The organism is Pseudactinotalea sp. Z1739 (genome assembly GCF_049725055.1).
Classification (GTDB): Bacteria; Actinomycetota; Actinomycetes; order Actinomycetales; family Beutenbergiaceae; genus CALKWS01.
The window spans coordinates 77,348-102,729 of record NZ_JBMPQA010000006.1 but is presented as its reverse complement, the minus strand read 5'-3'; the positions used below and the strand labels follow the sequence as shown (position 1 = coordinate 102,729).

Below are 25,382 nucleotides of genomic sequence, written 5' to 3'. Positions count from 1 at the left end.
GTTTCCCGCTGGGCCGGCCGCTTCGTGTTCGCGCCCGGACGCGCCAGGCAGCCGGGACGTGCTCACTCAGGTGAGTTCCGCCGTCGTCAGTCCTTGGTGGTCTGCTCCCCCAGTGCCGGCAGCACCACACGACGACGGGGCTCGATGTTCCCCGCCCGGTCGGTGGCGGCGTACTCCAGCACCTGCTCGGTATCGTTCAGGGTCCGCACGAACGCCTCGGAGAAGGTGCCCCAGAACGTACCGGGTCCCTCCCACTGGATCCGCTCGACCCCCGAGACCTCATCGGTGGCGGTGAAGGTGACCTCGACACTGCTGCCCAGTTCGCGCACCTTGACGGCCGACTCCGGGGGCTCGGTGTCGATGCTCAGTTCCCGTTCGTCCCGGTTCTGACGGCCCTGGCCGTCACTGACCCGGGCCCGGACCTGGTGGGCACCCTCCTGGTCCAGCGTGAAGGGACCCGTGTAGGACTGCCAGTCGCCGTCGTCGATCTGGACCTCGATGTTCAGGCCCTCCTCGCCGGGCCCCTCCCGGCCGTCCTGGGCATCCAGGTGCACCGCCCGCACCACCACCGTGGGGGTGGTGGTGTACCAGCCGGAGGGTGCGGCCTCCTGCTCCACCTCCACGGTGACCACCGGTGGCGCCTGGATCCGTGCCCATCCGGCCGGCAGCAACCAGACGGTGTCGGAATCCTGCTCACCGGTCTGCCAGGTGATCGCATCGCCAGCGCCGGGCTCGGGTCGCACCCGGGCCCGGCGCGGGGTGCCGGTGCCGTCCACATCGGCCTGCGCCGCGGCGATGAGCACGCGCTCGGCCTCATCCCGGCCGAGGACGCCCTCGGTACGGGCCTGGCCGACCACGGTGGCCACCTGGGCGAGGAGGGCCTGCCGGTCGACGAAGACCCCCGGCTCCCAGATGGAGTCCAGCACCGTGACTCCGGCCGGCCGCATCCGGTTGGGCACCCCGGTGTCGGTGCCGGCGAAGGCGATCGTGGCATCGGCCTGGCGTACGTACATGTGGTACCGGGTGTCCTGGCCGGAGTAGGCCGGCTCCCACGTCATCCCGGCGTAGGTGATGGTGCCCTGGGCGTCCAGCTGCGCCAGCAGGTCCGACGCCGGAGCCTCGGTCCGCAGGCTGCCGTCCAGCAGGCGGTTCCCGGCCAGGGGCAGCCGCACCTGGGTGGTCTCCTCGGACCGGGCGAGCAGCACGGTGGGGCCCAGTTCCAGGCTGTGCACGCTCGGGTCGTCGATCGTGGAGACCGACCGCAGGGTGAGCGGCATTTGCACGGAGATGTCGTCGCCGTCGTGCCACCGGCGCTGCAGGCTCAGGTACTCCCCCGCCCGGGCGGACTCCTCCACCACGGCGCCGTTGACCGACACCTGCACCGGACCGCCGACCGCCTCGGGGATCCGCACGTGCACGGTCAGGTCCTCGCTGTCGGCCCCACCGGCCGGTGCGTCGAAGTGGATCTGCACAGAACCGTGCAGCGGGTACTGTCCCTGCACCGCCACGTTCAGCACGGCCGACTCATCGGCGCCGGCCCGGTTCAGAGCGGCCGGGAACAGGTGGTTGATCCACAACTGCCCCGGTGCCCGGTGGAACAACCCCTCGCCGTACTTGACGTGGTTCTCCAGGCCGGTGCCACCGCAGCAGGTGCCGATGTTGTTGAACTCCCGCTTCGCCCCGGGGTGCACCGGGAACATGTAGGTGACCTCGGGCGAGACGTCGGAGTCCTCGGCCTTGCGGGATCCGAGAATCTGGTTCAGGACCGTGCGCTCGGCGTAGTTCATGTACTTCGGATCGAGCGTGTGGGCGAACAGGAGCCGGGCGATCTTGAGCAGGTTGTAGGCCGCGCACGTCTCGGCGTTGCGGTTGCCGATGTCCCCGGCCACGGTGTCGGCCGGGCCCCACAGTTCGCTCTCCCCGGTGCCCCCGTGGGCGTACATGCGCCCGGGCACGATCGAATCGAAGATCCCGGCCGCGGCGTCGAGGTAGCGTCGCTGCCCGGTCAACTCGTACTCGTGGACGTACCCGACCAACTGCGGCAGGTGCTGGTTGGCGTGCATGCCGTCGAGGATGTCGGTGCCGCTCGAGCCGGCCTCGAGCAGGTTCTCCTGGTCGAAGAACTGAGCCGTGGCCAGGAACTCCTCATCCTGCGCCGCCACTGCCAGGCGGGCCAGGGTCTCATTCATCCCGCCGTACTCACCGGCGATGTACAGCGACCACATCTTCTGGATCTGTGCCGGGTCCAGCCTGGACAACCGGGCGTGCACCCACTTGCCCATCGCCGTCACGATCCGCAGGGCCTGGAGGTTGCCGGCCAACTCGTAGGCGTCCAACAACCCGGCCATGATCTTGTGGGTGGTGTAGTAGGGGGCCCAGATCTCGCCGTAGGGGGCATAGCCCTCCAGGCGGGAGAACTGCCACTCCCCATAGGCCGCCAGGAAACCGGGATGGGAGTACCGGCCGGTTGCGGCGAGGGCGCTCTGTACCTGCCCGAGGCCCTCGACGAACTCGCTGACCTTGGCCCGCAGTTCCTGCTCACCGGTGCTGGCATAGGCCATCGACAGCATCGAGAGGAAGTGCCCGGCGTAGTGTCCGCGCAGCAGGTTGGCTGTCTGGGCCTTCTCCCGGCCCGGGTAGTCGCTCTCGCTCCAGGGCTGCTCGTTCGGGTGGCCGTAGTCCTCCCAGTTGCCCGGCGGCTGAGCGCCGTGGGTGTCCAGGCCGGCGTTGATGCGGAACACCGCGAGCAGGCGATCCACCGGGTAGGTGCGGGCCAGATGGAGCATCCGGTCACGGCTGGCGGCGAACACGCTGTTGTCGGCCACGACCACATCGGAAATCGGGTAGGGCCGGGCAAGCGGGCCGACCGTAGGCACAGCGCGATCTTGGGTCTGGGTCACGTCGTCTCCAGGTTGGGTGTAGGTTCAGGCGGAGGGCATGTGCCGGCGGGTCCACTGCTCGATGCCCGCGGCATCGATGGGCAGGGCCTCGGACAGCACCTCGGCGCCGGTGTCGGTGACCAGCAGGTCATCCTCCAGCCGCACGCCGATGCCACGCAGTTCCGGTGGTACGGACAGGTCGTTGGTGTGGAAGTACAGGCCCGGCTCCACGGTCATCACCACACCGGGCTGCAGGTCGGCGCCCATGTAGTCCTCCCACTCGGCCTTGGAGCAGTCGTGCACATCCAGGCCCAGGTGGTGCCCGACGCCACAGACGATGTAGCGCCGGTGCTGCTGGCCCGCCGGGGACAGTGCCTCATCGACCGAGACGGGCAGCAGGCCCCAGTCGTGCAGGCCCTCGGCCAGCACCTCCATGGCGGCGAAGTGGAAGTCCAGGTAGTTCACCCCGGGGCGGACGTGGCTCATCGCGATCCGGTGGGACTTCTCGACCAGGTCGTGCACCTGGCGCTGGGCGGGGCTGAAGGTGCCCGAGGCGGGCAGGGTGCGGGTGACGTCGGCGGTGTAGAGGCTGCGGGCCTCCACCCCCATGTCCAGGAGCAGCGCCCCGTCGGGGCGGATGGGGCCATCGCACCGGGTCCAGTGCAGCACCGGGGCGTTGGGTCCCGAACCCACGATCGTGGAGTAGCCCGGGCCGTTGCCGTGCGTGCGGGCATGCCGGTCGAAGGTGCCCTGCAGCCAGCGCTCCCCCAGGCCCTCGTCGATGGCACGGGGAATCTCACCGGCCACGGCGGCGAAGCCGCCCACGCTGGCGTCCACGGCGTGGCGCAACTGGGCGATCTCCCAGTCGTCCTTGATCATCCGCAGCTGGGCCAGTGCACGGCCCAGTTCGGCCGAGACCTCCATCGAGTGGCTGCGGCGCAGGGTCTCGGGCACCACCGCGGTGGCCAGCACCGGACCATTGGTGGAACTGAGGCCTGCGGAGGTGTCCAGTTCGGCGACGTCCCGGACGGCCACGTCCAGGGCCCGGGACCACTCGGTCAGCCCCGGGGAGGCGCCGACCCAGAGTTCACCGTGCATCGCGTTGCCGAAGAAGCCGTCCTCGCCCGGCCGGAACGGCGGCGGGAGGTAGACGGTGGTCTCATGGCCGCCGCTGACCGGGGTCATCACCACCACGGCGCCCTCCACCTGCACCCCGGTGAGCCAGACGAAGTCACTGTCGGCGCGGAAGCCGTAGGCGCAGTCGTCGTTGCGGATCGGCGCGGTGCCGGCTGCGGCCACGATGGTGCGGCCGGGCAGAGCGGCACTGAGCCGACGACGGTGGGCCGCTGCCGCCGGCGCGGTCCCCTCGGGCAGGTCCACCGGAATGGGTTCGGAGCCCCAGTGCTGGGCGATGTAGTCGGTGAAGGCCGGGATCTGGTGCAACCGCGGGGGGCGGGTACCGGCGTAGGGGGGCTTGGTGGCGGGGCCGGCCTGGTGGGCAGTGTGCGTCATCGCGCTTCGGTTCCTGTCTGTTCTCCGCCGCGGTCACGGACCAGTTCGCGCAACCGCGCGAAGGTCCGTTCGGCGCCGATGCCGTCGTGTTCGAACTCGTTGGTGACCCAGTACTGGGAGTTGCCCACCCCGGACAGGGTGTCCAGTTGCAGGTGGGCGTCGACGTACATGTCGTCGTAGTAGACCGCCGCGGCCACCGGGACCTCGTTGGCGGCCAGGGCGTCCAGGTCGTACAACCGGGACCAGTTCTGGCGGTGGGCCAGCTCGTTCACCGCCGGGGCGAAGCCGCGCAGCAGCCGTACCTCCTCGAACATCCACGGGAAGGCCATCTCGCCGGTGAACAGCAAGGGGCGGCGGTCTTCGGCGAACTCCGGGCGACGGTCGCGTTCGGCCTGGGCAGCCCACGCGGTGGGGCCCGAGCCGACGTCGCCGTAGATGGACTCCTGCAGCGTCCAGAACAGCGGGTTGCCGGCGGAGGAGGTGCGCGCCTGGACCTGCTCCAGGAAGCCGGTGGACAGCCGGCCCGGTCGCACGAACGCCCCCTCGAGCAGCCAGTGCATCCGCTCGAAGCCGGGTTTCATCCCGAAGTCGATGCCCAGGGACTGGAACCTACGCACGGTGAGCCGGTCGCCGTCGGGCAGTCGGACGTCGTCGGCTTGGAGGTGGTCGGCGATCGCGGCCACGATGTCGGCGTCGGCCGGGTAGCGACGGTAGAACTCGGCGGTCTTGTCCTGCACCCGGGTGAAGGTGCGGCGGTAGACCTCGGCGGCCGCCGGCGGCGTCCCCGGGACCCCACCGTGGATGTAGCAGGCACTCAGGGCCCGTGGGGCGACGGAGAGGTAGGTCAACGCGATCCAACCGCCGAAACTCTGGGCGATGGTGGCCCACTTGCGACCCTCGTACAAGGTGGTGCGCACGTGTTCCAGGTCCCGCACGATCGAGTCGGCGCGGAACTTGGCCAGGTAGTCAGCCCCCGCTGCGGCGTCGCCACGGGCCTGCACGTCGGAGGCCTCGATCGGTGTACTGCGACCGGTGCCGCGCTGGTCCACCAGCACGACCCGGTAGTTCGCCAGCGCCTCGGCCAGCCAGCCGCCGGAGCCGGTCAGCGGGCGTGGGTTCGCCCCGCCGGGGCCACCCTGGAGGTAGGTGATCAGGGGCAGGTCGGCGTCACGCCGGTCCGGGTCGATGAGTTCGCGGACGAAGACTTCGATCGTCTCCCCACTCGGTTCGTCCCAGTCCAGGGGGACCTCGATCGTTCGTTCACTCACCCACATGCCGGGCATGGAGTAGGTCCAGGGTTCGGCTCGAGTCACGCAGCATTCCTCCGTTAGAAAACCTCAATGGTATGTACCATTTCACACCGCCTGGACCGTCGTCCACCGGGCTCGCCCCGGTGCGCACCTCGCACCTCCCACCCACCGCGGCACCGGGCACCGCCCTGGCGCCCCACTCCAGGTGACACCGGTCGATCGCCCGCGAGACAGGGGGTGAGCGACCCGAGCCAGCCCACCCCAACTGTGAGATCGGTGGGGTACGAGACCGGTGTCACCGCACCCCACCGGCCTCAGCGTTTGGGGCCGGTGGGCGAGCGGCTCGCGTTGGAAGGGGGTCAGTGGGCGGGGCGCGGGACCAGGTCGACCGCTTGCATCTGGGCGCGCACCGCCAGTTCGGCGGCCTTGAAGGCGTGCTCCTGGGTCATCGCGTTCTCGGTACGCGCCAAGCAGTCCAGGATCAGTTCACCGAAGTAGGGGTAACCCACCTTGCCGTGCACGTTGAAATGGGTCTCCTCCTGCCCATTGGCCAGGTACACATGCCCCGGACCATCGGAGGTGGTGATGTTCATGTACTTACGCTGCTCGATGAACCCCTCGGTCCCGAGGATGAAACTACGCCCATCACCCCACCCCTGCAGACCATCGGGGGTGAACCAATCACACCGGAAATACCCACTGGCCCCGGTATCGGTCACCAGCATCGCATCACCGAAGTCGTCCAACTCCGGGTGATCAGGGTTGTGGTAATTCGCGATCTGGGACCGCACCACCTCGGCATCGGTCGAGCCGGTGTAATGCAGGATCTGCTCGATCTGATGCGACCCGATGTCACACAAGATCCCCCCGTACCGCTCCCGCTGGAAGAACCACTCCGGACGCCCCGCGGCACCCAGACGGTGCGGGCCCATCCCGATCACCTGGACCACCTTGCCGATCGCACCGGCCTCGATCAACTGACCGGCGAACACCGAAGCCTCCACATGCAGACGCTCGGAGTAATACACCGCGTACTTACGCCCGGTCGCCGCCACCGCCTCCTTCGCCGCAGCCAACTGCTCCAACGTCGTCAGCGGCGCCTTATCGGTGAAGTAATCCTTCCCGGCATTCATCACCCGAATCCCCAACGCCGCCCGATCCGCAGTCACCGCAGCCCCGGCCACCAGATGCACCTGATCATCCTCAAGGACCTCGGCCTCACTACGCGCCACGCGCACCTGCGGGAAGTTCTCCCTGAACGCCGCAACCTTGGCCGGGTCAGGGTCATACACCCACTTCAACTGCGCCCCAGCACCGATCAACCCCTGGCACATCCCCCCGATATGACCATGATCCAACCCGATCGCGGCGAACACGAACTCACCAGGCCCCACCACCGGCGCCGGCATCGGATCAGGGGCGTAATTGGCGCCATCAGTTGCGCTCATCATCTTCCTTCCATCAAGGGCGAATCACAATACTCTCGGGCGTCGGGCGGGCCGTCGGGGACCGTGGCTGCATCGCGGACGTACGGGCTGGGTGCCACGGGTGGTGTTCGCGAGATTCGGCGAACCCTCCATTGCGATTGACACTCCTCGACTCCTCCAGCGGACCACATCCCTGGTACGGACCGTGTGCGGGCCGGCCGCGCCGGCCGCGCATCGGTCCTGCGGCGTACCCGAGCCTAGTGCGTCGCCGTCCACGGTGGCAGCGGGAGACGTTGTATCGTGCCCGCACGTGTGGCGGGGTGGGGAAAACCCTCCCCTGGATTGACCGGCCAGCACCGTAGAAGCCACCACCGGGCGCCCGTAGCGTTCAGGGTGTGAAAACCAAACTCATCACCACCTGGTCACGGGCAGTGGACCTGTTCCTGGACTTCATCGTCGGAACGTTCTGGGTGACGCTGTTCCTTGCCCTGATCGCCACAGGTATTCCGCTGATCCTGCTGGCAGGCCTCGGCGTGCTGCTCCTCCTCGGTACCGCCGCTCTGACCCGGGTGAGCGGCTCTGCTGAGCGGCACCGCGCGATGGCCCTGCACAACGTGGCCATCGAGGCACCCCACCGCCGCCGCACCACTCGCACCGACTGGCTCCGCCCCTTCGCCCAGGGCCTGACCGACATGACCGATCCGGTCACCTGGCGAACGCTCGCCCACCACCTGATCACGATGCTGGTGGGCAGCGGCATGCTCCTCATCCTCGCCGGCGGCATCGGCCTGCTGGAGTGGCTCACCCTGTCCGCGAACGCCGGCACCGTCTCCTGGGCGATGCCGGTGGCAGCCGGACTGGCCGCGTTGCTGCTCCTGGTGCTGTACGTCGTCTACATCGGCCGGCTGGACGAGGCCGCCTCGGTGGCCCTGCTGGGTCCGAGCCGCTCGGCGGCGCTGGCCGGGCAGGTCAACCAGTTGGCGCAGGCGCGCAAGGGCGCGGTCAGTGCGGCCGACACCGAGCGACGCCGCTTCGAACGCGACCTGCACGACGGCGTTCAGCCGCGGCTGGTCTCCACCGCAATGACCCTGGGCATGGCCAAGCACCGGTTCGACGAGGACCCGCAGGGAGCCCGCCAACTGCTGGATGAGGCCCATGAGGAGATCAAGGAGTCGATCACCGAACTACGCCATCTCGCCCGCGGCATGCACCCGGCGGTCCTGACCGATCGTGGCCTCGATGCGGCACTGTCCGCGGTGGCCTCCCGCAGCCCGGTCCCGGTGCGCCTGGAGGTGAACCTGGCCGGTCGCCTCGATGGCGAGACCGAGGCGGTGTTGTACTTCGTGGTCGCCGAGGCCCTGACCAACGTCGCCAAACACTCCGGCGCCACCAGCGCACAGGTGCAGGTCAACCGGCGCGATGGCGCAGTCTGCGGGCGGATCACCGACAACGGGCGCGGATCGGCCTACGTCACACCCGGTGGGGGCTTGAGTGGCATCGGCGACCGGGTCCGTTCCGCCGGCGGCACGTTCACCCTGACCAGCCCCGAGGGCGGTCCAACCGAGATCGAGGTACTGGTGCCATGCGAATCGTGATTGCCGAGGACGCCGTTCTGCTGCGCGCCGGACTGGAGCGCCTGCTCAGCGACGCCGACCATGAGGTGGTGGCCACCGTGAGCACCGCCAACGAACTGCTCCGCGCTGTGGACACCCACAGCCCTGACCTGGCCGTGGTGGATGTGCGCATGCCCCCGACGTTCACCGACGAGGGCATCCGGGCCGCGGTGCTGATCCGGTCCCAGAACCCCGACACGTGCGTGCTGGTGCTGTCCCAGTACGTCGAGGAACGCTACGCCGCCGAACTCATCGCCAGTGACACCGCCGGCCTGGGCTACCTGCTCAAGGACCGGGTGGCCGATGTGACGGACTTCCTGGATGCGGTCGCCACCGTGGGAGCCGGTGGCACGGCCCTGGACCCGGAGGTGGTGGCCCAGATCCTGGTGCGCTCGCGCCGGGTGGACGAGCTCACGGCCCTGACTGCCAGGGAGCGCGAGGTGCTGGCCGCGATGGCCGCCGGCGCCGCCAACCGCACCATCGCGAAGCAACTGCACATCACCGATGGTGCGGTGGAGAAGCACATCTCCTCGATCTTCACGAAGTTGAGCCTGTCGAGCGAGGCCACCGGCAATCGGCGGGTGCTTGCGGTGCTGCGATACCTCCGGCACGAGAACGGAGGGACATGACGCCGGGGCCCCGAAACCCAGGGCCGCGCACACCCCCGCATGTAGCCGGCCAATCGCACGCCGCGCCGGCGCAGATACCCCCGCACGTAGCCGGCGAACGCGTCGTCGGCACACCGCCACTCCGACCGACCTTTCCTGAGGACCCACGATGACCGCCACCGCAACGCCCCAGCCCACCTCTCCCCCGCCGTCAGGCACCCCGCACGCGCGGCCCAACAGCGCCCTTCGCGCCGCCCTGCTCCTGATCGGCACGGTGCTGCTGATCGGCCTCCTGGTCCCCACCGGGGTGCGGCTGGTCGCACTGGCCACGCACGAGAACCAGAGCGGCCTGCACCAGGTCACCGAAGAGGTGGACAGCGTGTCACTGCGCACCGTCGCCACCGACGTGCAGGTGCGGTACGCCGATGTGGATCAGGTGGAGTTCGAGTTCACCCAGAACAACCCCGACCTGATCCTGCGGCACAGCGTGCGGGCCGGAGAGCTCTCGATCGTGGTGGAACGGCCTGGCCGGGGCCTGGGCATCCTCACCCCGTCACTGTCCTCCCGCCGGGGGGCCAACGTGGAGGTCACCTTGCCGCGCACCTCGGCCGGAGCGGACCTGGACCTGCGCACCACGGCCGGGGACGGGCAGATCGAGGGGGACTTCGGTGGCGTCTCGGTGAACTCCACCGCCGCCGACATGCACCTGACCGGAAGCGCTGGTTCCCTCCAGGTGGACGGCACCGCCTCCGACGTCATCGCCCGTGACCTGGCCGTCTCCGGCCCGGTCCGGATCGACATGACCGCAGGGATGGTGAGCTTCCACGGCACCGAACTGCCCTCCTCGATCAATGTGGGCACCACGGCCACCGACGTGTTGTTCGAACTGCCCGCCGGTGAGTACGAGATCCGCACCAGCACCACCGCTTCGACCCTGACGCAGGGTCTGTCCAGCACCGTCGGCGCCGAGCGGATCTACGATTTCCGCAGCACCGCGGGCGACCTGCACCTGCGCGAACGCCCCTGAGCACGGCCCCGGCCGCCTACGGCTCCCCGGTGCCTCAACGCCCCGGCGCACGGCGTCGGCCGGCTTCGGCTCCAGGGCGAGCCTCGTGGCCGAGGGCGAGTGGCCGAACACTCGCCTTCGGCTACAGGGGTCGCTCTCGGCGGCACTGGACCGGGCGGGCTCGGCGGCATCCGCAGCGTGCTGAACCGCTGTCTCGCCGACAGCGTGCTGAACCGCTGTGCCGCCGTCGCGCGTGCGTCGCGGGGGCGGTTCGCGTTCAGGTGTGAGGCGGGGTCGCCCACCGCTGACCTGGGAACGCAGGATCGTATATGATGCTGGGTGCCGGCGCGGCCGGCGCACGAGCAGCGCTAGGCGCGCGAGCAGAGGCAGGCACCAACGGAGGGAGCACAGTGACCAGACTCGTCGCGGTCTCCAAGTCCGAGATGGTCTACCAACGGGTACGCGACCGGATCCTTACCGGCTCCTACGGCGCGGGATACCGGCTGGTGCTGGACAAACTCGCTCGAGAGTTCGAGGTCAGCCCCGTCCCGGTCCGTGAGGCGATCCGTCGCCTGGAGGCCGAGGGGCTGGTCACCTTCACCCGCAACGTGGGTGCCGAGGTCAGCGGAGTCAACGAGCGCGATTACACCGACGCCATGCAGACTCTGGCCTACCTCGAGGGCGCGGCCACCGCCCTGGCTGCGCCCGCCCTGAGCGCCGAGCAGGTCGCCGAGGCAACCGAGGTCAACGAGCAGATGCGCCGTCTGCACCACGGGGACTTCGACCCGGTGCGCTTCACCGCACTGAACGAACGCTTCCACCGGGTGCTCTGCGGGGTCTGCCCGAACCAGCGCCTGCTGGACCTGGTGGACCGGGAGTGGCAGCGGATGGCGATGATCCGCCGCTCCAGTTTCATCCGGCTGTCCTCGCGCCCGGCGGTCTCGGTCGCCGAGCACGACGATCTGCTCCACCTGATCCGCACCAAGGCGCCGACGGGCGAGGTGGAGCGGGCCGCGCGCGCCCACAAACTGCGCACCATGGAGGAGTTCCTGGCCGGCCGGCACGGCGGCACCTGACACCGCACCGTAGGGACCGCCCAGCACAGCGAAGGACGACGACGAGCGCCTTGGACGATGACGACCGGAGGTTCCGTGCCAGACAAGCCAGACACACAAGGCCCCGCCGTGTCCCCGGACCCCCCGACCGTGTCCACGCACACCCCCGCCGTGTCTCCGGGCACCCCCGCCGTGTCTCCGGGCACCCCTGTCGTGTCCCCGGGCACACCTGTCGTGTCCCCGGGCACCCCCACCGTGTCCATCGCGGTCGCCGAAGTGATCAGCGAACGCGCCGGGCACCTCTTCGGCCTGCTGGGCAACGGCAACGCCCACCTGGTGAGCCACCTGACGAGTTCCGGTTTCCCGTTCACCTCGGCCCGCCACGAAGTCGCCACCGTGACCATGGCCGACTCCTACCACCGGGCCACCGGGCGAATCGCCGCCGCCACCACCACCTACGGCCCCGGCTTCACCAACACCTACACCGGCCTGGCCGAGGCCGCGCGGGCCCGCGTCCCCCTGGTGCTCATCACCGGCGACGCGCCGTCGACCGGCCTGCGCACCTTCGACGTCGACCAACCCGCGGCAGCGGCCGCCGTCGGCGTGGACACGCTCACCGTCACCCCCGCCGACGCCGCTGCCCTGACCCACCATGCCTTCGATCTGGCGCTGCAGACACGCCGTCCGGTGGTCCTGGCCATCCCCCACGACCTGGCCACCGTGCCACTGCCCGACGCCGACCAGCCGGCCCACCGGGCGCCCTCGGCCGAGACACCCGGTGAGCACGCGGACCCGGATCGCGGCACCCGCACCGGCCAGAAGCCCCCTCCCCTGCCCGCGCCCATCGGCCCCCCGGCACCGTCAGCCGAGGAGTTGGACCGGATCGCCGAGGCCCTGCGCGCCGCGCGCCGCCCCCTGATCCTGGCCGGCCGGGGCGCGGTCCTGACCCGGGCGGGCGAGGACGTCCGCGCGCTGGGCGATCGGCTCGGTGCGCTCTTCATGACCTCGGTGATGGCCGCGAGCGTCATCGACAGCCCGTGGAACCTCGGCATCGCCGGTGGCTTCACCCGCGCCCACCGCCTCGAGGTCGCCCGCCGGGCCGACGTCGTGCTCGTGCTCGGTGCGAGCCTGAACCCCTTCCAAACCCGGTACGGCACCCTGGTCGCGGAGGGAACCCGGGTGATCAGGGTCGACGACGAGTCCCCGGCCGACCATCCGATGGTCACCGACGCCGTCCACGCCGACCTGGTGCCGGTAGTGCGCGGGCTGCTGGAACGACTGCGGCAGGCCGATGAGGCGCGCACCTGGCGGGCCCACGTTCCGCAGGTGGCCACGGCGCAGTTCCGATCCGCGCAGATCGACCCCGCCGAGTTCACCCCGGCCGAGACGGCCGCCACGGAGGGCACCGGATCGGCAGAAGGGGTCGAGCTCTGCGCCGACGGCCGGTTGAACCCCCGCGTCGTGGCTGCCGCACTCGACGGCATCCTCCCCGCGGACCGCTCCGTGGTCACCGACGGTGGCAACTTCATCGGGTGGGCGCCGATGTACTTCTCCGTCCCGGACCCCCACGCGATGGTGCTGCTGGGCACCGCGTTCCAGTCGATCGGGCTCGGTTTCGGCTCCGCCGCCGGTGTGGCCGCCGCCCGCCCGGACCGCACCACCGTCCTGGTCACCGGCGACGGCGGGGCCCTGATGGGCCTGGCGGACCTGGAGACCCTGATGCGCACCGCACACCGGGCGGTGGTCGTGGTCTTCAACGACGCCGCCTACGGCGCTGAACTGCACCAGTACGCCGCCGCGGGCCTGCACGATGCGGCGATGCGTATCGATGAGGTCGACTTCGCCGCGCTCGGCCGCGCCTTCGGTGCCGAGGGGATCCAAGCGCGCACGCTGGCGGACCTGGACGTCCTGCGCCAGTGGCTGGCCACCCACGCCGAGGGCGTGTTCATTCTCGATGTGTCCATCTCCACCGAGGTGGTCGCCGACTTCCTGGCCGCCTCCCTCGAGGCCAAGTCCACCCGCGACCAACGCTGACTTCGCGGCACGTGGATCGAGTGCGCACCGAGGCGTGCGCCTGCTCAGTCCAAGATCCGCGAAGTCAGGAGATCAGGCCGGCGGACGTAGATTGGCGGCGAAGAAGTCGGCCAGGTCTGCGGTCGCCTCCAGCGGGAGCACGTGGGCGACGTATTGGTCCGGACGGACGACGACGACGGCCCCGCCGCGGTCGATCTGGCGGATGTCGAAGATGTCCTCACCCTCGATCACCCCGTACACCTTGTTGTAGTCGAGCAGATCGAAGGGCCCCACGGTCGGTTTGAAGACCGTGGGCACGGCGTTGATGTCGACGTCGGAGTGGGACTGCTGGTAGATCACCTTGACGTCGAAGATCGCGTCGTCGTCGCCGTCGGCCGGGGTGAACCGCACCACGGGTGAGTCCGGCGCGGTGGTGAGCCAGTGCGCGAACCGGCTCAGCGCCGAGCCCTCCCCCGCCGCCCCGGCGTCGGCGAAGGCATAGAGGCGCCAGCGCCCGTCGGCCTCGGCCAGGTGCCCCAGGTGCACCGGGTTGGCGTCGCAGACCCGCACCACCCGCGCGGACTTGAACCGCTTGCCCACGGTGAGACCCTCGGCGAGGCCCTGGTGGGTGGCCGGTCCGGTGATCATCGACGGTTCGTACTCGGTCATGAAGCCCGCGGGGAACTCGAAGGTCTTGACGTAGAAGTCCTCCAGGGCCGAGGGGTCCTCGAACTCATCGGCCGGTTTTGCCATCAGGGTGGACCACTCCCGGTCGAAGTCGATCAGGTTCTGGGCCACGACCTGCCGCTCGGCCGAGTAGGTCGCCAGCAGTGACTCCGGGCTGCGCCCGTCCAGCACGTGCCCGAGTTTCCAGCCCAGGTTGAACCCGTCCTGCAGGGACACGTTCATGCCCTGCCCGGCCTTGGCGCTGTGGGTGTGGCAGGCGTCCCCGGCGATGAACACCCGCGGCAGGCGCTCGGACTCGGCCCCGGCGGGTACGTCGTCGAACTTGTCGGTGACCCGGTGGCCCACCTCGTACACGCTCCACCAGGCCACGTGCTTGACGTCCATCGAGTAGGGCGTGAGGATCGCGTTGGCCTTGGCGATGATGTCGGTGATCGGCGTGCGGCGCACGGTCGCGGCCCGCTCGGGGGTGACCTCACCCAGATCCACATACATCCGGAACAGGTGCCCGCCCTCGCGCGGGATGTGCAGGATGTTGCCCCCGGAGCGGGACTGGATCGCGCACTTCAGCCGGATGTCCGGGAAGTCGGTGGTGACCAGCACGTCCATCACCCCCCAGGCGTGGTTCGCCTGGGCACCCACGTGGGTGCACCCGATCTCGGTACGGACCCGGCTGTGCGCGCCGTCGCCGCCCACCAGGTACTTCACCCGCACCGTGCGCTCCTGCCCCTGCCGGGGCCCGGCGGTGTGGCGCAACCGCACCTGCACCGGGTAGTCGCCCTCGCCCACGGTCAGACCGAGGAACTGCACGCCGTAGTCGGGCCGCATCCGCGTGGGCGAGTTCGCCATGTACTCGTTGAAGTAGTCGATGATGCGCGCCTGGTTGACCAGCAGGTGCGGGAACTCGCTGATGCCGGTGGGGTCATCGGCCGGCCGCGCGGTGCGCACGATGTGCTCCGGGTTCTGCGGGTCCGGCTTCCAGAACGCCATCTCGGTGATCCGGTAGGCCTCCTCGGCCAGCCGGCCGGCGAAGCCGAAGGCCTGGAAGGTCTCCACGCTGCGGGCCTGGATGCCGTCGGCGTGGCCCATCTCCAGCCGGTGCGGGCGCCGGTCGATGACCCGGGTGTGCACGCTGGGGAACCGGGACAGTTGGGCCGCCGTGATCGTTCCGGCCGGCCCGGTGCCCACCACCAGCACATCGAAGACGTCGGGGATGTCCTCGGGGCGGTCCAGGCCGACCCCGGCCGCCGGTTGGATGCGTGGGTCGGTGGTGACGTACCCGTGATGGTGGAACTGCACTGGGACTCCTCTCGCCAGCCGCGATGTCGCCGGCCGGTTCAGACCTGGTTGCCGAGTTTGAAGCCGTGGTCGGACTCGCCCTTGCGGGTGTAGGAGAAGCCGTCGGCGCCGATGGTCACGTCCATCTCCTTGGCCTCCTGGCGCTGTTGCAGCGGTACCGGGTCGCCGTCCAGGTCCAGCACGGTGGAGGCCTCGGTGTACCAGGACGGCACCACGGGGTTGCCCCACCAGTCCCGGCGCTGGTTGTCGTGCACGTCCCAGGTCACCACCGGGTTGTCGGGGTCGCCGGTGTAGTAGTCCTGGGTGTAGATCTCCACCCGGTGCCCGTCCGGGTCACGCAGGTAGAGGTAGAAGGCATTGGACACCCCGTGCCGGCCGGGGCCGCGCTCGATGCAGTCCGAGCGGCGCAGCGCGCCGAGCTTGTCGCAGATGTAGAGGATGTTGTGCTTCTCGTGGGTGGAGAAGGCGATGTGGTGCATCCGCGGCCCGTCCCCGCCGGTGAGTGCGGTGTCATGCACGGTGTGCTTGCGGGCGAACCAGGCGGCGTAGGTGATCCCGTCGTCGTCGCGGATGTCCTCGGTGCGTTTGAACCCGAGGTTCTCCAGGTACGCCGCGCCGGCGGCCACGTCGGGATAGACCTGGTTGAAGTGATCCAGGCGCACCAGCGCGCCGGCGCCGTAGCGTTCGTAGTTCCACACCAGGCGCGGCACGTGCTCGGTCTCGTGGAAGAACTCATACGGGAAGCCGAGCGGGTCCTGTACCCGCACGGCGGCACCGATCCCGCGCACGAACCCCTCGGCGCTGCGGCGCACGTCGCAACCCAGGTCCCGGTAGTAGGCCTCGGCCCGGTCCAGGTCCTGTGGGCTGCGCACCCGGAAGGCCAGCGCGGCGACCGCCGGCTCGCCGCCGACCCGGAGCACCAGGTTGTGGTGGATGAACTCCTCCAGGGTGCGCAGGTAGATCGCGGTCTCGTCCTCCTCGGTGACCACCAGGCCGAGGATGTCCACGTAGAACTCCCGCGCGGCGGCCAGGTCGGTCACCACCAGTTCCATGTACGCCGCCCGCACGATGTCGGGCGGGGCGGGTTCCGTCGTCGGGCTGTCCGTGCCGGGTTGGGTCATGACCGGCTCCTTCGCGTGCTCGCCATCTCAGGCCTCGTCCCTCTTGGCGGCGAAGAACGGGTCCTGCTCGTCATACCCGGTGGCCCCGAACCGCGCAGTGTGCACGGCGCCGAGGGTCACGTGCACGGCCTTGTGCTCGGAGTAGAAGTTCAGCGACCGGTAGCCGCCCTCCTGGCCCAGGCCGGAGACCTTGATGCCCCCGAACGGGGAGCGCAGGTCGCGCACGTTGTGGGAGTTGATCCAGATCATCCCGGCCTCGATCCGGTCGGCCAGGATGTGGGCGCGGGTGACGTCCTTGGTCCAGATGTAGGCGGCCAGTCCGTACTTGACGTTGTTGGCCAGCGCCACGGCCTCATCCTCGGTGTCGAAGGGGGTGATCGCCACCACGGGTCCGAAGATCTCCTCCTGGAAGATCGACGCCTCGGGCGGCACGTCGGCGAACACGGTGGGGGCCAGGTAGTTGCCCTGGTCAAGTCCCTCGGGGCGCCCCCCGCCGGCGACCAGGCGCGCCTCGGTCCTCCCGGCCCGCACGTAGCCCAGCACCCGGTCGTAGTGCTCCGGATGCACCAGCGCACCGACCTCGGTGTCGGGATCCGACGGCGGTCCGACCTTGATGTTCTTTGCGCGCGCGGCGTAGGCGGCCACGAAGTCCTGATACACCGACCGCTCCACCAGGATCCGGGAGGAGGCGGTGCAGCGCTCCCCGTTCAGGGAGAACACCCCGAACAGGGTGGAGTCCAGTGCGGCCTCCAGATCGGCGTCGGCGAACACCAGCGCCGGGGACTTGCCCCCCAGTTCCATGGACAGGCCCTTGAGCGTGGGGGCGGCATTGGCGAAGATCGTCTGCCCGGTGGTGGTCTCCCCGGTGAAGGAGATCAGGTCCACGCCCGGGTGCCTCACCAGCGCGTCGCCGGCCACCTCCCCGATGCCGTTGACCAGGTTGAACACCCCCGGCGGCAAGCCGGCCTCCTCGAAGATCCCGGCCCACAGCGAGGCCGACAGCGGGGTGAACTCCGCGGGTTTGAGCACCACGGTGCACCCGGCCGCGAGCGCCGGGGCGAGTTTCCAGGAGGAGAGCATGAACGGGGTGTTCCACGGGGTGATCAGCCCGGCCACCCCCACCGGGGAGCGGTTCACGTAGTTCATCTGCATGCCCGGGACCTTGTAGGCGTCATCGGTCCCGGCCACGATCAGGTCGGCGAAGAAGCGGAAGTTCTCCGCCGCCCGGCGGGCCTGGCCCCGGGCCTGGGTGATCGGCAGACCGGTGTCGAAGGACTCCATGGTGGCCAGCGCCTTGTCCTGGGCCTCGACGGCGTCGGCGATCGTGTTCAGGATCCGGGCCCGTTCCCGGTTCCTCATCCGCGGCCACGGGCCGGTCTCGAACGCCTCCCGGGCGGCGGTCACCGCGGCGTCGATGTCGGCGTCCTGTCCGGCGGCGGCCAGGATGTAGGCGGCGTTCGTGGTGGGTTCGAGCACCTCGAAGGTCTGCCCGCCGCGGGAGTCGAGGAACGCGCCGTTGATGTAGTGCTGGATGCGCTCGGGAGTGCCCGGCGGCGGGGCGGGAGCCGGCGACGGCGTGGGCCGGCTCGCCGGAGTCGGTCCGGTCGTCTCAGCGGTCACCTCAGGTTCCTTCCACCGGGGTCAGGTACTGCTCGCCCTGGCGGGCCAGCTCGGTCACGCGGCGCCGGCCCTGCTCACTCAGCCCGACCAGGGGCGGGCGCACATGGTCCGAGCCGATCAGGCCGCGCTGGGCCATCAGCCACTTGGCCGGGGCGGGATTAGTCTCGGCGAAGATCAGGTCCACCAGCGGGTGCACGCCGTAGTGCAGCGCCCGCGCCCGGTCCCAGTCCCCCGCGATCGCGGCGTCATAGGTCTCGGCGACGGCGGCCGGCGCGATGTTGGACAGCGCGGAGATGAACCCGGTTCCCCCCAGCGGGATCAGCGGCAGGCACAGCAGTTCGATCCCGGACCACATCAACGCCTCCTGGCCGCACAGGTACATGGTGCGGGAGAAGTGCTCGAAGTCCTTGGTGGTCTCCTTGATGCCCACGATGTTGTCGTGGTCGCGGAACAGCCGGGCGAAGGTCTCCGGGGCCAGGTCCACCGCGGTACGCACGGGCACGTTGTACGCCACGATCGGCAGGTCGGGGAACTCCGTGGCCACCGTGGAGTACCAGACGTAGAGCGCCTCCTGGGTGGGCCGGGCGTAGTAGGGGGTGATGATCAGCGCCATGTCCGCCCCGGCGTCCCGGGCGATCGAGGTCAGCTCCAGGGTCTCCTCCAGCTGCGCCGTGCCGGTGCCGGGCAGGAACGGGACGGCGTCACCCACCTCCTGGGCCACGGTGCGGATCGCGGCCGCGCGCTCGGCGAGGCTCTGGGAGGAGGGTTCGCCGGTGGACCCGCCGATGGAGACGCCCCGAGAACCGTTGGCCAGTTGCCAGCGCACCATGCGCCGCAGCGACTCGTGGTCCAACTCGCCCTCGTCGGTGAACGGGGTGAACACCGGCGCCAGCGCACCGGTGATACGGGCGGGGTCGGAGCGGAACTTCATCGTGTCCTCCTCGGAGCTCAGCCGCGGGTGGAGCGCCAGGCGTCGAAGGCCTGCCGCCACTTCTCGTTCATCGGGTACAGCCCGTGCACCGACTCCCCCGCCGCGACCATCTCGGCGATGAAGGTCTCCTCGGCCTCCTGGTCCTCGGCGTCCCGGAGTACCTCGGCCACGAGGTGGGGTGGGATGACCAGGGCTCCGTCGTCGTCGGCCACCACGACGTCCCCGACCTGCACGGTGGCGCCGCCGCAGGAGATGGTCGCGCCGGTCTCCCAGGGCACGTGCCGCCGACCCAGGACGGCGGGGTGGGCCCCGGAGGAGTACACGGGCAGGTCGAGGTCGGCGACGGGGGCCGCATCGCGCACCGCACCGTCGGTGATGATGCCGGCGGCGCCGCGCACCTGGGCCCGCAGCGCGAGGATGTCCCCGAGAGTGCCGGCCGAGGGGTCGGCGCGGGCCTCCATCACCAGGACCTCGCCCGGCCCGATCGTGTCGATCGCCTGTTTCTGGGCGTTGTACCCCCCGCCGTGGTCGGCGAACAGGTCCTTGCGGTAGGGCACGAAGCGCAGCGTGCGGGCCCGGCCCACCAGCCCGCGACCCGGGACCAGGGGGCGTACGCCGTCGATGGAGACGGTGTCGTAACCGCGCCGGCGCATCTGCACCGACAGGGTGGCCACGGCGACCGCTCCCAGGCGGGCGCGCAGATCCTCGGTGAGAACGAACGGCGGTTCGCCAGGGGTGGCCTCCCGCCCCCAGGCGTCGGCGCGCTGGGCGTCGTCGACCTTCGGCGGATGGCCCCAGTCGGGCAGGGCGGGTCCCTCGATCACCTCGGTGTGCAGCCGCCCGGTGCTCAGGTCCGGATCGTCCGGGCAGGACACCTCGACGGCGATGTGCTGGCCGGGTCCGGCGACCGAGGCTCCCGCGGGAGTGCCGGTGAGGATGACATCGCCGCGGTGCAGGGTCATGACGCGGGACAGATCGGCGATCATCAGAGCGAAGGGGAACAGCAGGCCGGCGGTGGAGTCGTCCTGGACGAGTTCGTCATCCAGCCAGGTGCGGATGGCAAGCCGGGCGGGGTCGAGCCCGGTGGCGTCGAGGAGCCGCGGGCCGATCGGGGTGTAGCCGTCTCCGCCCTTGGAGCGCACGTTGGAGCCCTTGTCCGCATACCGCAGGTCATGCAGGCCCAGGTCGTTGGCGGCGGTGACCCAGCCGACGTGACCCCAGGCCCGTTCCGGCGGGACGTCCCGCGCGTCGGCGCCGATCACCAGGGCGATCTCACCCTCGAACCCGAGCAGCTCGGTGCCCGCCGGTCGGATCACCTGGCCGGAGCCGGTCAGCGAGGAGGTGGTCTTGAGGAAGTAGGACGGATGCGCCGGGGTTCGGCCACGCTGAGCGGCGCGCGAGGCGTAACTGAGGTGAACCGCGATCACCTTGCCGGGCCGGTGCCCGAGGACGGCGGTGATCGGGTCGTTGCTCATCTGCACCGGCTCCTTCGCCCAGGACGTCCACGAACGATCGTATACGATCCCAATCCTGCCCCCGCCACCCCCCGGTGTCAACAGGTGGACGGGCGTGGGAGTGGCCACCACGGGACACCCGCTGCGCCCGATGACACTGCGCCTCCGGGCGAACGCGTGGCCTACAGCGAGATCAGCACCAACGTGGTGCCGAACACCAGGCCCGTGGTCACCAGGGTGATCGTGGTGTAACTGAGGATGTCGCGCATCTTCAGCCCCGCGATGGCCAGCAGGGGCAGGGCCCAGAACGGTTGGATCATGTTGGTCCACTGATCGCCGTAGGCCACCGCCATGATCGCGATCGCCGGGTCCACCGACAGGCTCTCGGCCGCCTCGAGCATCACCGGCGCCTGGACCGCGAACTGCCCACCGCCCGAGGGCACGAAGAAGTTGACGGTGCCGGCGGCGACGAAAGCAAGCAGCCCGAAGGTGTACTGGTTCGAGATGGACACCAAGGCGTCGGAGATCACCGTGATCAGCCCGGTGCCGGCCATGATGCCCATGATCCCTGCGTACAGGGGGAACTGCAGCAGGATCTCCCCGACGTTGGAGGCGGCCTTCTTGGTCAGCGCGATCAGTTCGAAGGGGTTCTTCACCAGCAGCAGGATCAGGGCCAGGAAGCTCCAGTTGACGAGGTCAAGGGTCAACGTGCCCCCACCGGAGAAGTGGATCACCAGGTAGCCCACCAGCATCAGCCCGGTGAGCAGCGTGGGCACACGAGAGGCGTCCACCCGGTCCGCAGGGGTGGTGACCTGCTCGGCGACGTCAACCTCCTTCTCCCGGGCATCGACCTTCAGTGGCACGATCGCTTCCTTGCGCCGTGGTGCGACCAGCAGCAACGCCACGGCCACCAGAATGATCGCGGCACCGGCCGCGGCGATGTTCCACGGGGTGAAGATCGTCTCGGTGATCGGCAGCGGCTCACCGAGTTGCTCGGCGACGAAGGAGTCCGGCGTGGCCGCCAGCAGCGGTCCGGACGCCGAGTAGCCCATGTGCCAGACCACGAACCCGGAGAACGCGGAGGCGACCAGCATGGCGAAGTGGATCGGTTCGTCACGTCGCCGGAACTCATAGGCGACCTCGCGGGCGAGCAGAGCACCGGCCACCAGGCCCAGGCCCCAGGTGATCAGCGAGGCCAGCGCGGCGATCACGAAGACCAGCACGTAGCCCTGCATGGCCGTCCTGGGTCGCTTGGCCAGCCACACCAGGATCTTCCGGACCGGGCCGGTGTTGGCCAGGATGTACCCGAGCAGCAGGATGAGCGCCATCTGGGTCATGAAGGCCAGTAGCCCTGCCAGTCCGTTGCCCCACTCCTCCACCACCTGCACCGGCCCGGCGTCGGTCAGGATGAGGGCGAGCAGGACCACCACGAACGTGAGCACGATCGCAAAGACCAGGGCCGAGGGGATGAACCTCTCGACCAGGCTGTTCAACGGGCGCATCAGGCCCGACAGCACCGCACCGCCGTCGGCCTTCTTCTCGTCTTTCGTCGTTCCCTGGCTATTCGGGTCTGCCATGTCTCCTCCTTGAGTATGGTCCCCGCCCGGCTTCTCGGCTCGACCTGAAGCCGGGAGGGTAGATGGGGCGGGTGGCGACGATTCCACCCAGGCCTCAGCGTGGCACATCCAGGCGCCCCGCAGGCGGCACTTCGGGCTGGGTCCGGCCCACCGCCACGTGCCACCGCCGGCTGCCACCGCTGAGTGCCACCGCTGAGTGGCACCGCTGAGTGGCACTGCGGGGCACCGCGATCACCTAGGACAGTTCGCCGCGCACGATGCTGTTTCCGCTATGGGCAGGGTCGCCGTCGTAGGGCTCGTCGGAGACGTCCACGATCAGGAACTCGCCCATATCGAGGTTGTCGGGAACGTCGAAGACTCCCTCGGATCCGACGAGGACGCCGAGGCTGATCAGCCGCTCCAGATCGCTGTCGATGAGCCACACCTCGCGGTACCCCTCGCCCAGGCCGGGGTCGAGTTCGACGTTCAACACCCGGGCACCGTCGACCTCGTGCAGCGCGGCGGCGCCGGCGTCGGCCTCGCTCCACTCAGGAAGGGGCGCCAACTCGGCCGTGGCGAGCACCTCGGGCGCCGGGGGCGTGCGCAGTTGGTCAGCCACCACGGTGGCGCCGACGCCCAGCAGGAAGGCCGCCGCAGCCACCCACGCCGTGCGCCAGGTCCGGGACGAGCGCCGTGCCAGTTGCGGAACGGGCGCGCGCACGGGCTCGGCAGAGACCTCGGGCGCGACCGCAGACACCTCGGGCGCACCGGCCGGTCCGGAGGCTGGCGGCCCGAGGAGTTCGGCGCTGATCCGGGACCAGACGTGCTCGCCCGGGCGCTCCAGGCCGGACTCCCCGACGCCGGCCCGTCCTGCGCTCACCACGCGTCGCAGCGCCTCGAGTTCCTTCCGGCACGTCGTGCACTCGGCGACGTGGCGGCTCTGTGCGCGCGTGACGCCCTGCTGCTCCCCGAGAGCGAGGAGGGCCAACGTGCCATCGTCAGGATGCTCCATCGGTCACCTCCAGCCGATCCCGCATACGTTGCAGACTACGTTTGATGTGGGACTTGACCGTTCCGAGTGGCAGGTCGAGCCGCCCAGCGATCTGGGAGTGGGTCAGATCCTCGAAGAAGGCAAGCCGCATGATCGTGCCCGGAGGTTCACCCAGACGGCGCAGTTCCTCGGCGATCACCACCCGGTCGATGACGACGACCGGATCGGCTCCGGCCCCGGCCCCGCCCGGCCGGCGGGCGACGACCTCGGCCGCGTCCTGCGCGCGGCCGTCCCGGGTCCGGCGCTGATAGACGTCGACGATCTTGTTCCGCGCGATGGCAACCAGCCAGGAATGCAAGCGAGCCCGGGTCGGGTCGTACCTGGTCCGACCCTGCCATGCGGCCACGAACACCTGCTGGGTGACGTCCTCGGCGTCAGCGACCGAGCCCAGGGCTCGTAACGCGATCGTGTAGATCAGCGGCGACCACCGTTGATAGACCGCACGCATGACGCCGTCGTCCTCGGCGACGAAGGCACGCTCCAGGGCTGACTCCCGAGCCTGCCCTGCCTCGTCGCTCATCGTCCGCCCATCCGGCGCGATCGTGGCTCCATGGTTGGGCCAACCGGGGATTCGATCATCCTTGTCGCAGGCTAGCAGTGACGACGATGTTGTCGGTGTAACTACCGCGCGCCTCATCCCACTGCCCGCCACAGGTGATGAGCACCAGCCGGGGCTGCCCATCGCGCCGGAAGTGGTCGGCCAGGTCGATGGTCTCCTTGGCTTCGCTGGTGACGGTGACGACGTCATAGGTCACCTCCGTCCCATCCGGGCCGATGAGGTCGATCGAATCACCTGGCTGGGCTTGGCGAAGGTAATGGAACGGACCGACGCCGGTGGTGAAGGAACCGTTGTGTGCAGCAACGACAATGGATCCGTTCGCGTCGCCCAGTCCGGGCCCGAAGCGGTACCACCCGGCCCTGTTGGCGTCGTCAGGGATCTCCATCTGGCCGTCCGCGGCAACCCCGACCGGGTCGATGTCGAGGGTGATGTCCCGCTCGGCGTACTCCAATCGCACCGGTGGGGTCCTGGCCTCGGGGCCGGCAGCCTCGAGCCTGGCGGTGCGGACGTCGACCTCGACCGCGGGTGATTCGAGCTCACCGGGGACGACCTGCGACCCGGGTGCGGTGGCTTCGGTGCGCCCCTGCTCGGGCGCCCCCGGCGAGATCGCGGCGGAGCCCGGCCGTGCCGCCGCGGCGTCGGTCGAGGCAGACCGGCTCGGTGGCTGCGCGTCGGGGGTCGCGCAGCCACCGAGGATTCCGGCCAAGAGCAGGATCCCGAGGGACAATGACCTCGTCCTGAACATTCGGACTCCTACTCCCGCCCCGTCTGGGCTTGCTCGTCAGTTGGTTGCGTGTGCGCCCTGGCTGCGGCCGCGCAATCCGAGGATGGCCAGGAGGCCCGCACCGAGGGTGATCACGACCCAAGCCAGCGGCGCCATGCCCGCTTCCTCGACCGGGATCTGACCGGTGGGGACACCACCCGGGGCCGAGTGCAGTCCATCGACCGTCTGGACCGCCTGGTCGAGAGTGCCCTCTTCCAGGCTGCCCCACGCATAGACGATCGTGAGTGACCCCTCACCGACCGTGACGTCGGCCGGGCCCAGCACCGGGTCGGTGGTGCCGGCTGCGGCCACTGCCGCCGGCACGGTCCCGGCGGGCAGATCGAGGCTGGCCTCGTCGGGGTTGGCCAGGTCGGTGATGACAGCCTCGTCTCCGGCCAGGATGTCGACGGCCGGAGCGGCTGCGGTGTGCCGCACTGTCAGGCGCCCTTCGCCTGCCGCCGTTTCAGAGGTGTCGTTGGTGAACAGGGCGGCGGTCGGCCCACCGTCGGCGTCCAGGTGGGCCACCGCGGTGTAGTTCATCCCACCGTCCAGACTCAGGTCCACCGGCCCGAGGGCCGGCTCACTGTCGTCGTCGGCGTCTGCCGCGGTGATCGCCACCGAGTAGGTGCCGGCAGGCAGTTCGAGCGGGCCGGCGAGGTCACCGGGTTCGAAGTCGTCCAGGGTGAGTTCACCATCGACGTAGACGTCGACGACCATGTCCGGCACACCGTGCAGAACCGAGAGTGCGGCGCCGGGTTCGGTGGTGTCGGCGAAAGCGGGTGCCGCGGCGAGTGTGACTGCCGTGAGGCCGGCCAATCCGGCCAGCGCGGTGCGACGCATGTGCATGATGTTTCCTCCATCGGATGTGGCCCGGGTGGGCCGGTGGGTGTTCGCACCGGTACTTTCTGGCGATGACCCCCGTTTGGATGCACCTCGGCCGAAGTTTTTCCGATGAGTTCGGTCAGTGCCTCATGAGGTACC

19 protein-coding genes are annotated in these 25,382 nt (G+C 69.8%); 5 read left to right on the top strand and 14 right to left on the bottom strand.

Annotated features, from left to right (window positions below; translation table 11 throughout):
- Positions 1–86: 86 nt before the first annotated feature.
- The 4 genes from ACO0LV_RS09715 to ACO0LV_RS09700 form a co-directional block, all read right to left on the bottom strand.
- A complete protein-coding gene (locus tag ACO0LV_RS09715; protein WP_424787690.1) occupies positions 87–2,876 on the bottom strand; it encodes a beta-L-arabinofuranosidase domain-containing protein in 2,790 nt (929 codons plus the stop codon).
- A 48-nt stretch (positions 2,877–2,924) separates the two neighbouring features.
- Positions 2,925–4,391: an aminopeptidase P family protein gene (locus tag ACO0LV_RS09710; protein WP_424787689.1), complete on the bottom strand. Its 1,467-nt coding sequence runs from the start codon at positions 4,389–4,391 to the stop codon at positions 2,925–2,927.
- Positions 4,388–5,674: an alpha/beta fold hydrolase gene (locus ACO0LV_RS09705; RefSeq protein WP_424787803.1), complete on the bottom strand. Its 1,287-nt coding sequence runs from the start codon at positions 5,672–5,674 to the stop codon at positions 4,388–4,390. The genes ACO0LV_RS09710 and ACO0LV_RS09705 overlap by 4 nt, the downstream gene beginning before the upstream one ends.
- A gap of 326 nt (positions 5,675–6,000) precedes the next feature.
- Positions 6,001–7,089: a Gfo/Idh/MocA family protein gene (locus ACO0LV_RS09700; protein ID WP_424787688.1), complete on the bottom strand. Its 1,089-nt coding sequence runs from the start codon at positions 7,087–7,089 to the stop codon at positions 6,001–6,003.
- A 374-nt stretch (positions 7,090–7,463) separates the two neighbouring features.
- Here ACO0LV_RS09700 and ACO0LV_RS09695 point away from each other — a divergent pair, with 374 nt between their 5' ends.
- The 5 genes from ACO0LV_RS09695 (at position 7,464) to ACO0LV_RS09675 (ending at position 13,384) form a co-directional block, all read left to right on the top strand.
- On the top strand, positions 7,464–8,663 hold the full coding sequence (locus ACO0LV_RS09695; protein WP_424787687.1) for a sensor histidine kinase: 1,200 nt from the start codon (positions 7,464–7,466) through the stop codon (positions 8,661–8,663).
- The gene (locus tag ACO0LV_RS09690) at positions 8,651–9,310 is read left to right on the top strand and encodes a response regulator (RefSeq protein ID WP_424787686.1); all 660 of its coding nucleotides are present in this window, start codon (positions 8,651–8,653) and stop codon (positions 9,308–9,310) included. The genes ACO0LV_RS09695 and ACO0LV_RS09690 overlap by 13 nt, the downstream gene beginning before the upstream one ends.
- Positions 9,311–9,458: 148 nt before the next feature.
- The gene (locus ACO0LV_RS09685; protein WP_424787685.1) at positions 9,459–10,316 is read left to right on the top strand and encodes a hypothetical protein; all 858 of its coding nucleotides are present in this window, start codon (positions 9,459–9,461) and stop codon (positions 10,314–10,316) included.
- 389 nt (positions 10,317–10,705) lie between these two features.
- Positions 10,706–11,371 (top strand): GntR family transcriptional regulator, encoded by a 666-nt coding sequence (locus ACO0LV_RS09680; protein ID WP_424787684.1) that lies wholly within the window; start codon positions 10,706–10,708, stop codon positions 11,369–11,371.
- 129 nt (positions 11,372–11,500) lie between these two features.
- On the top strand, positions 11,501–13,384 hold the full coding sequence (locus ACO0LV_RS09675; protein ID WP_424787683.1) for a thiamine pyrophosphate-binding protein: 1,884 nt from the start codon (positions 11,501–11,503) through the stop codon (positions 13,382–13,384).
- Between the two features lie 72 nt (positions 13,385–13,456).
- Here the strand turns inward: ACO0LV_RS09675 and ACO0LV_RS09670 are convergent, their stop codons facing one another.
- The 10 genes from ACO0LV_RS09670 to ACO0LV_RS09625 all read right to left on the bottom strand — a co-directional run bounded on the left by ACO0LV_RS09670 (position 13,457) and on the right by ACO0LV_RS09625 (position 25,241).
- Positions 13,457–15,346: an FAD-binding monooxygenase gene (locus tag ACO0LV_RS09670; protein WP_424787682.1), complete on the bottom strand. Its 1,890-nt coding sequence runs from the start codon at positions 15,344–15,346 to the stop codon at positions 13,457–13,459.
- A gap of 38 nt (positions 15,347–15,384) precedes the next feature.
- Positions 15,385–16,467 carry a 3,4-dihydroxyphenylacetate 2,3-dioxygenase gene (gene hpaD / locus ACO0LV_RS09665; protein ID WP_424787681.1) on the bottom strand — a complete coding sequence of 361 codons (1,083 nt, stop codon included), beginning with the start codon at positions 16,465–16,467 and terminating at the stop codon, positions 15,385–15,387.
- Positions 16,468–16,494: 27 nt separating this feature from the next.
- On the bottom strand, positions 16,495–18,000 hold the full coding sequence (gene hpaE, locus ACO0LV_RS09660) for a 5-carboxymethyl-2-hydroxymuconate semialdehyde dehydrogenase (protein WP_424787802.1): 1,506 nt from the start codon (positions 17,998–18,000) through the stop codon (positions 16,495–16,497).
- 88 nt (positions 18,001–18,088) lie between these two features.
- Complete coding sequence (dapA, locus tag ACO0LV_RS09655; protein WP_424787680.1) at positions 18,089–19,018, bottom strand: 4-hydroxy-tetrahydrodipicolinate synthase; 930 nt, start codon at positions 19,016–19,018, stop codon at positions 18,089–18,091.
- A 17-nt stretch (positions 19,019–19,035) separates the two neighbouring features.
- Positions 19,036–20,493 carry a fumarylacetoacetate hydrolase family protein gene (locus ACO0LV_RS09650; protein WP_424787679.1) on the bottom strand — a complete coding sequence of 486 codons (1,458 nt, stop codon included), beginning with the start codon at positions 20,491–20,493 and terminating at the stop codon, positions 19,036–19,038.
- A gap of 161 nt (positions 20,494–20,654) precedes the next feature.
- Positions 20,655–21,974, bottom strand: a complete 1,320-nt coding sequence (locus tag ACO0LV_RS09645) for a short-chain fatty acid transporter (protein WP_424787801.1) — start codon at positions 21,972–21,974, stop codon at positions 20,655–20,657.
- Positions 21,975–22,284: 310 nt separating this feature from the next.
- A complete protein-coding gene (locus ACO0LV_RS09640; RefSeq protein ID WP_424787678.1) occupies positions 22,285–23,040 on the bottom strand; it encodes an anti-sigma factor in 756 nt (251 codons plus the stop codon).
- A complete protein-coding gene (locus ACO0LV_RS09635) occupies positions 23,027–23,599 on the bottom strand; it encodes an RNA polymerase sigma factor (RefSeq protein ID WP_424787677.1) in 573 nt (190 codons plus the stop codon). The genes ACO0LV_RS09640 and ACO0LV_RS09635 overlap by 14 nt, the downstream gene beginning before the upstream one ends.
- A 55-nt stretch (positions 23,600–23,654) precedes the next feature.
- Positions 23,655–24,383 carry a class F sortase gene (locus ACO0LV_RS09630; RefSeq protein ID WP_424787676.1) on the bottom strand — a complete coding sequence of 243 codons (729 nt, stop codon included), beginning with the start codon at positions 24,381–24,383 and terminating at the stop codon, positions 23,655–23,657.
- A gap of 36 nt (positions 24,384–24,419) precedes the next feature.
- The gene (locus ACO0LV_RS09625) at positions 24,420–25,241 is read right to left on the bottom strand and encodes a DUF4397 domain-containing protein (RefSeq protein ID WP_424787800.1); all 822 of its coding nucleotides are present in this window, start codon (positions 25,239–25,241) and stop codon (positions 24,420–24,422) included.
- Positions 25,242–25,382: the final 141 nt, after the last annotated feature.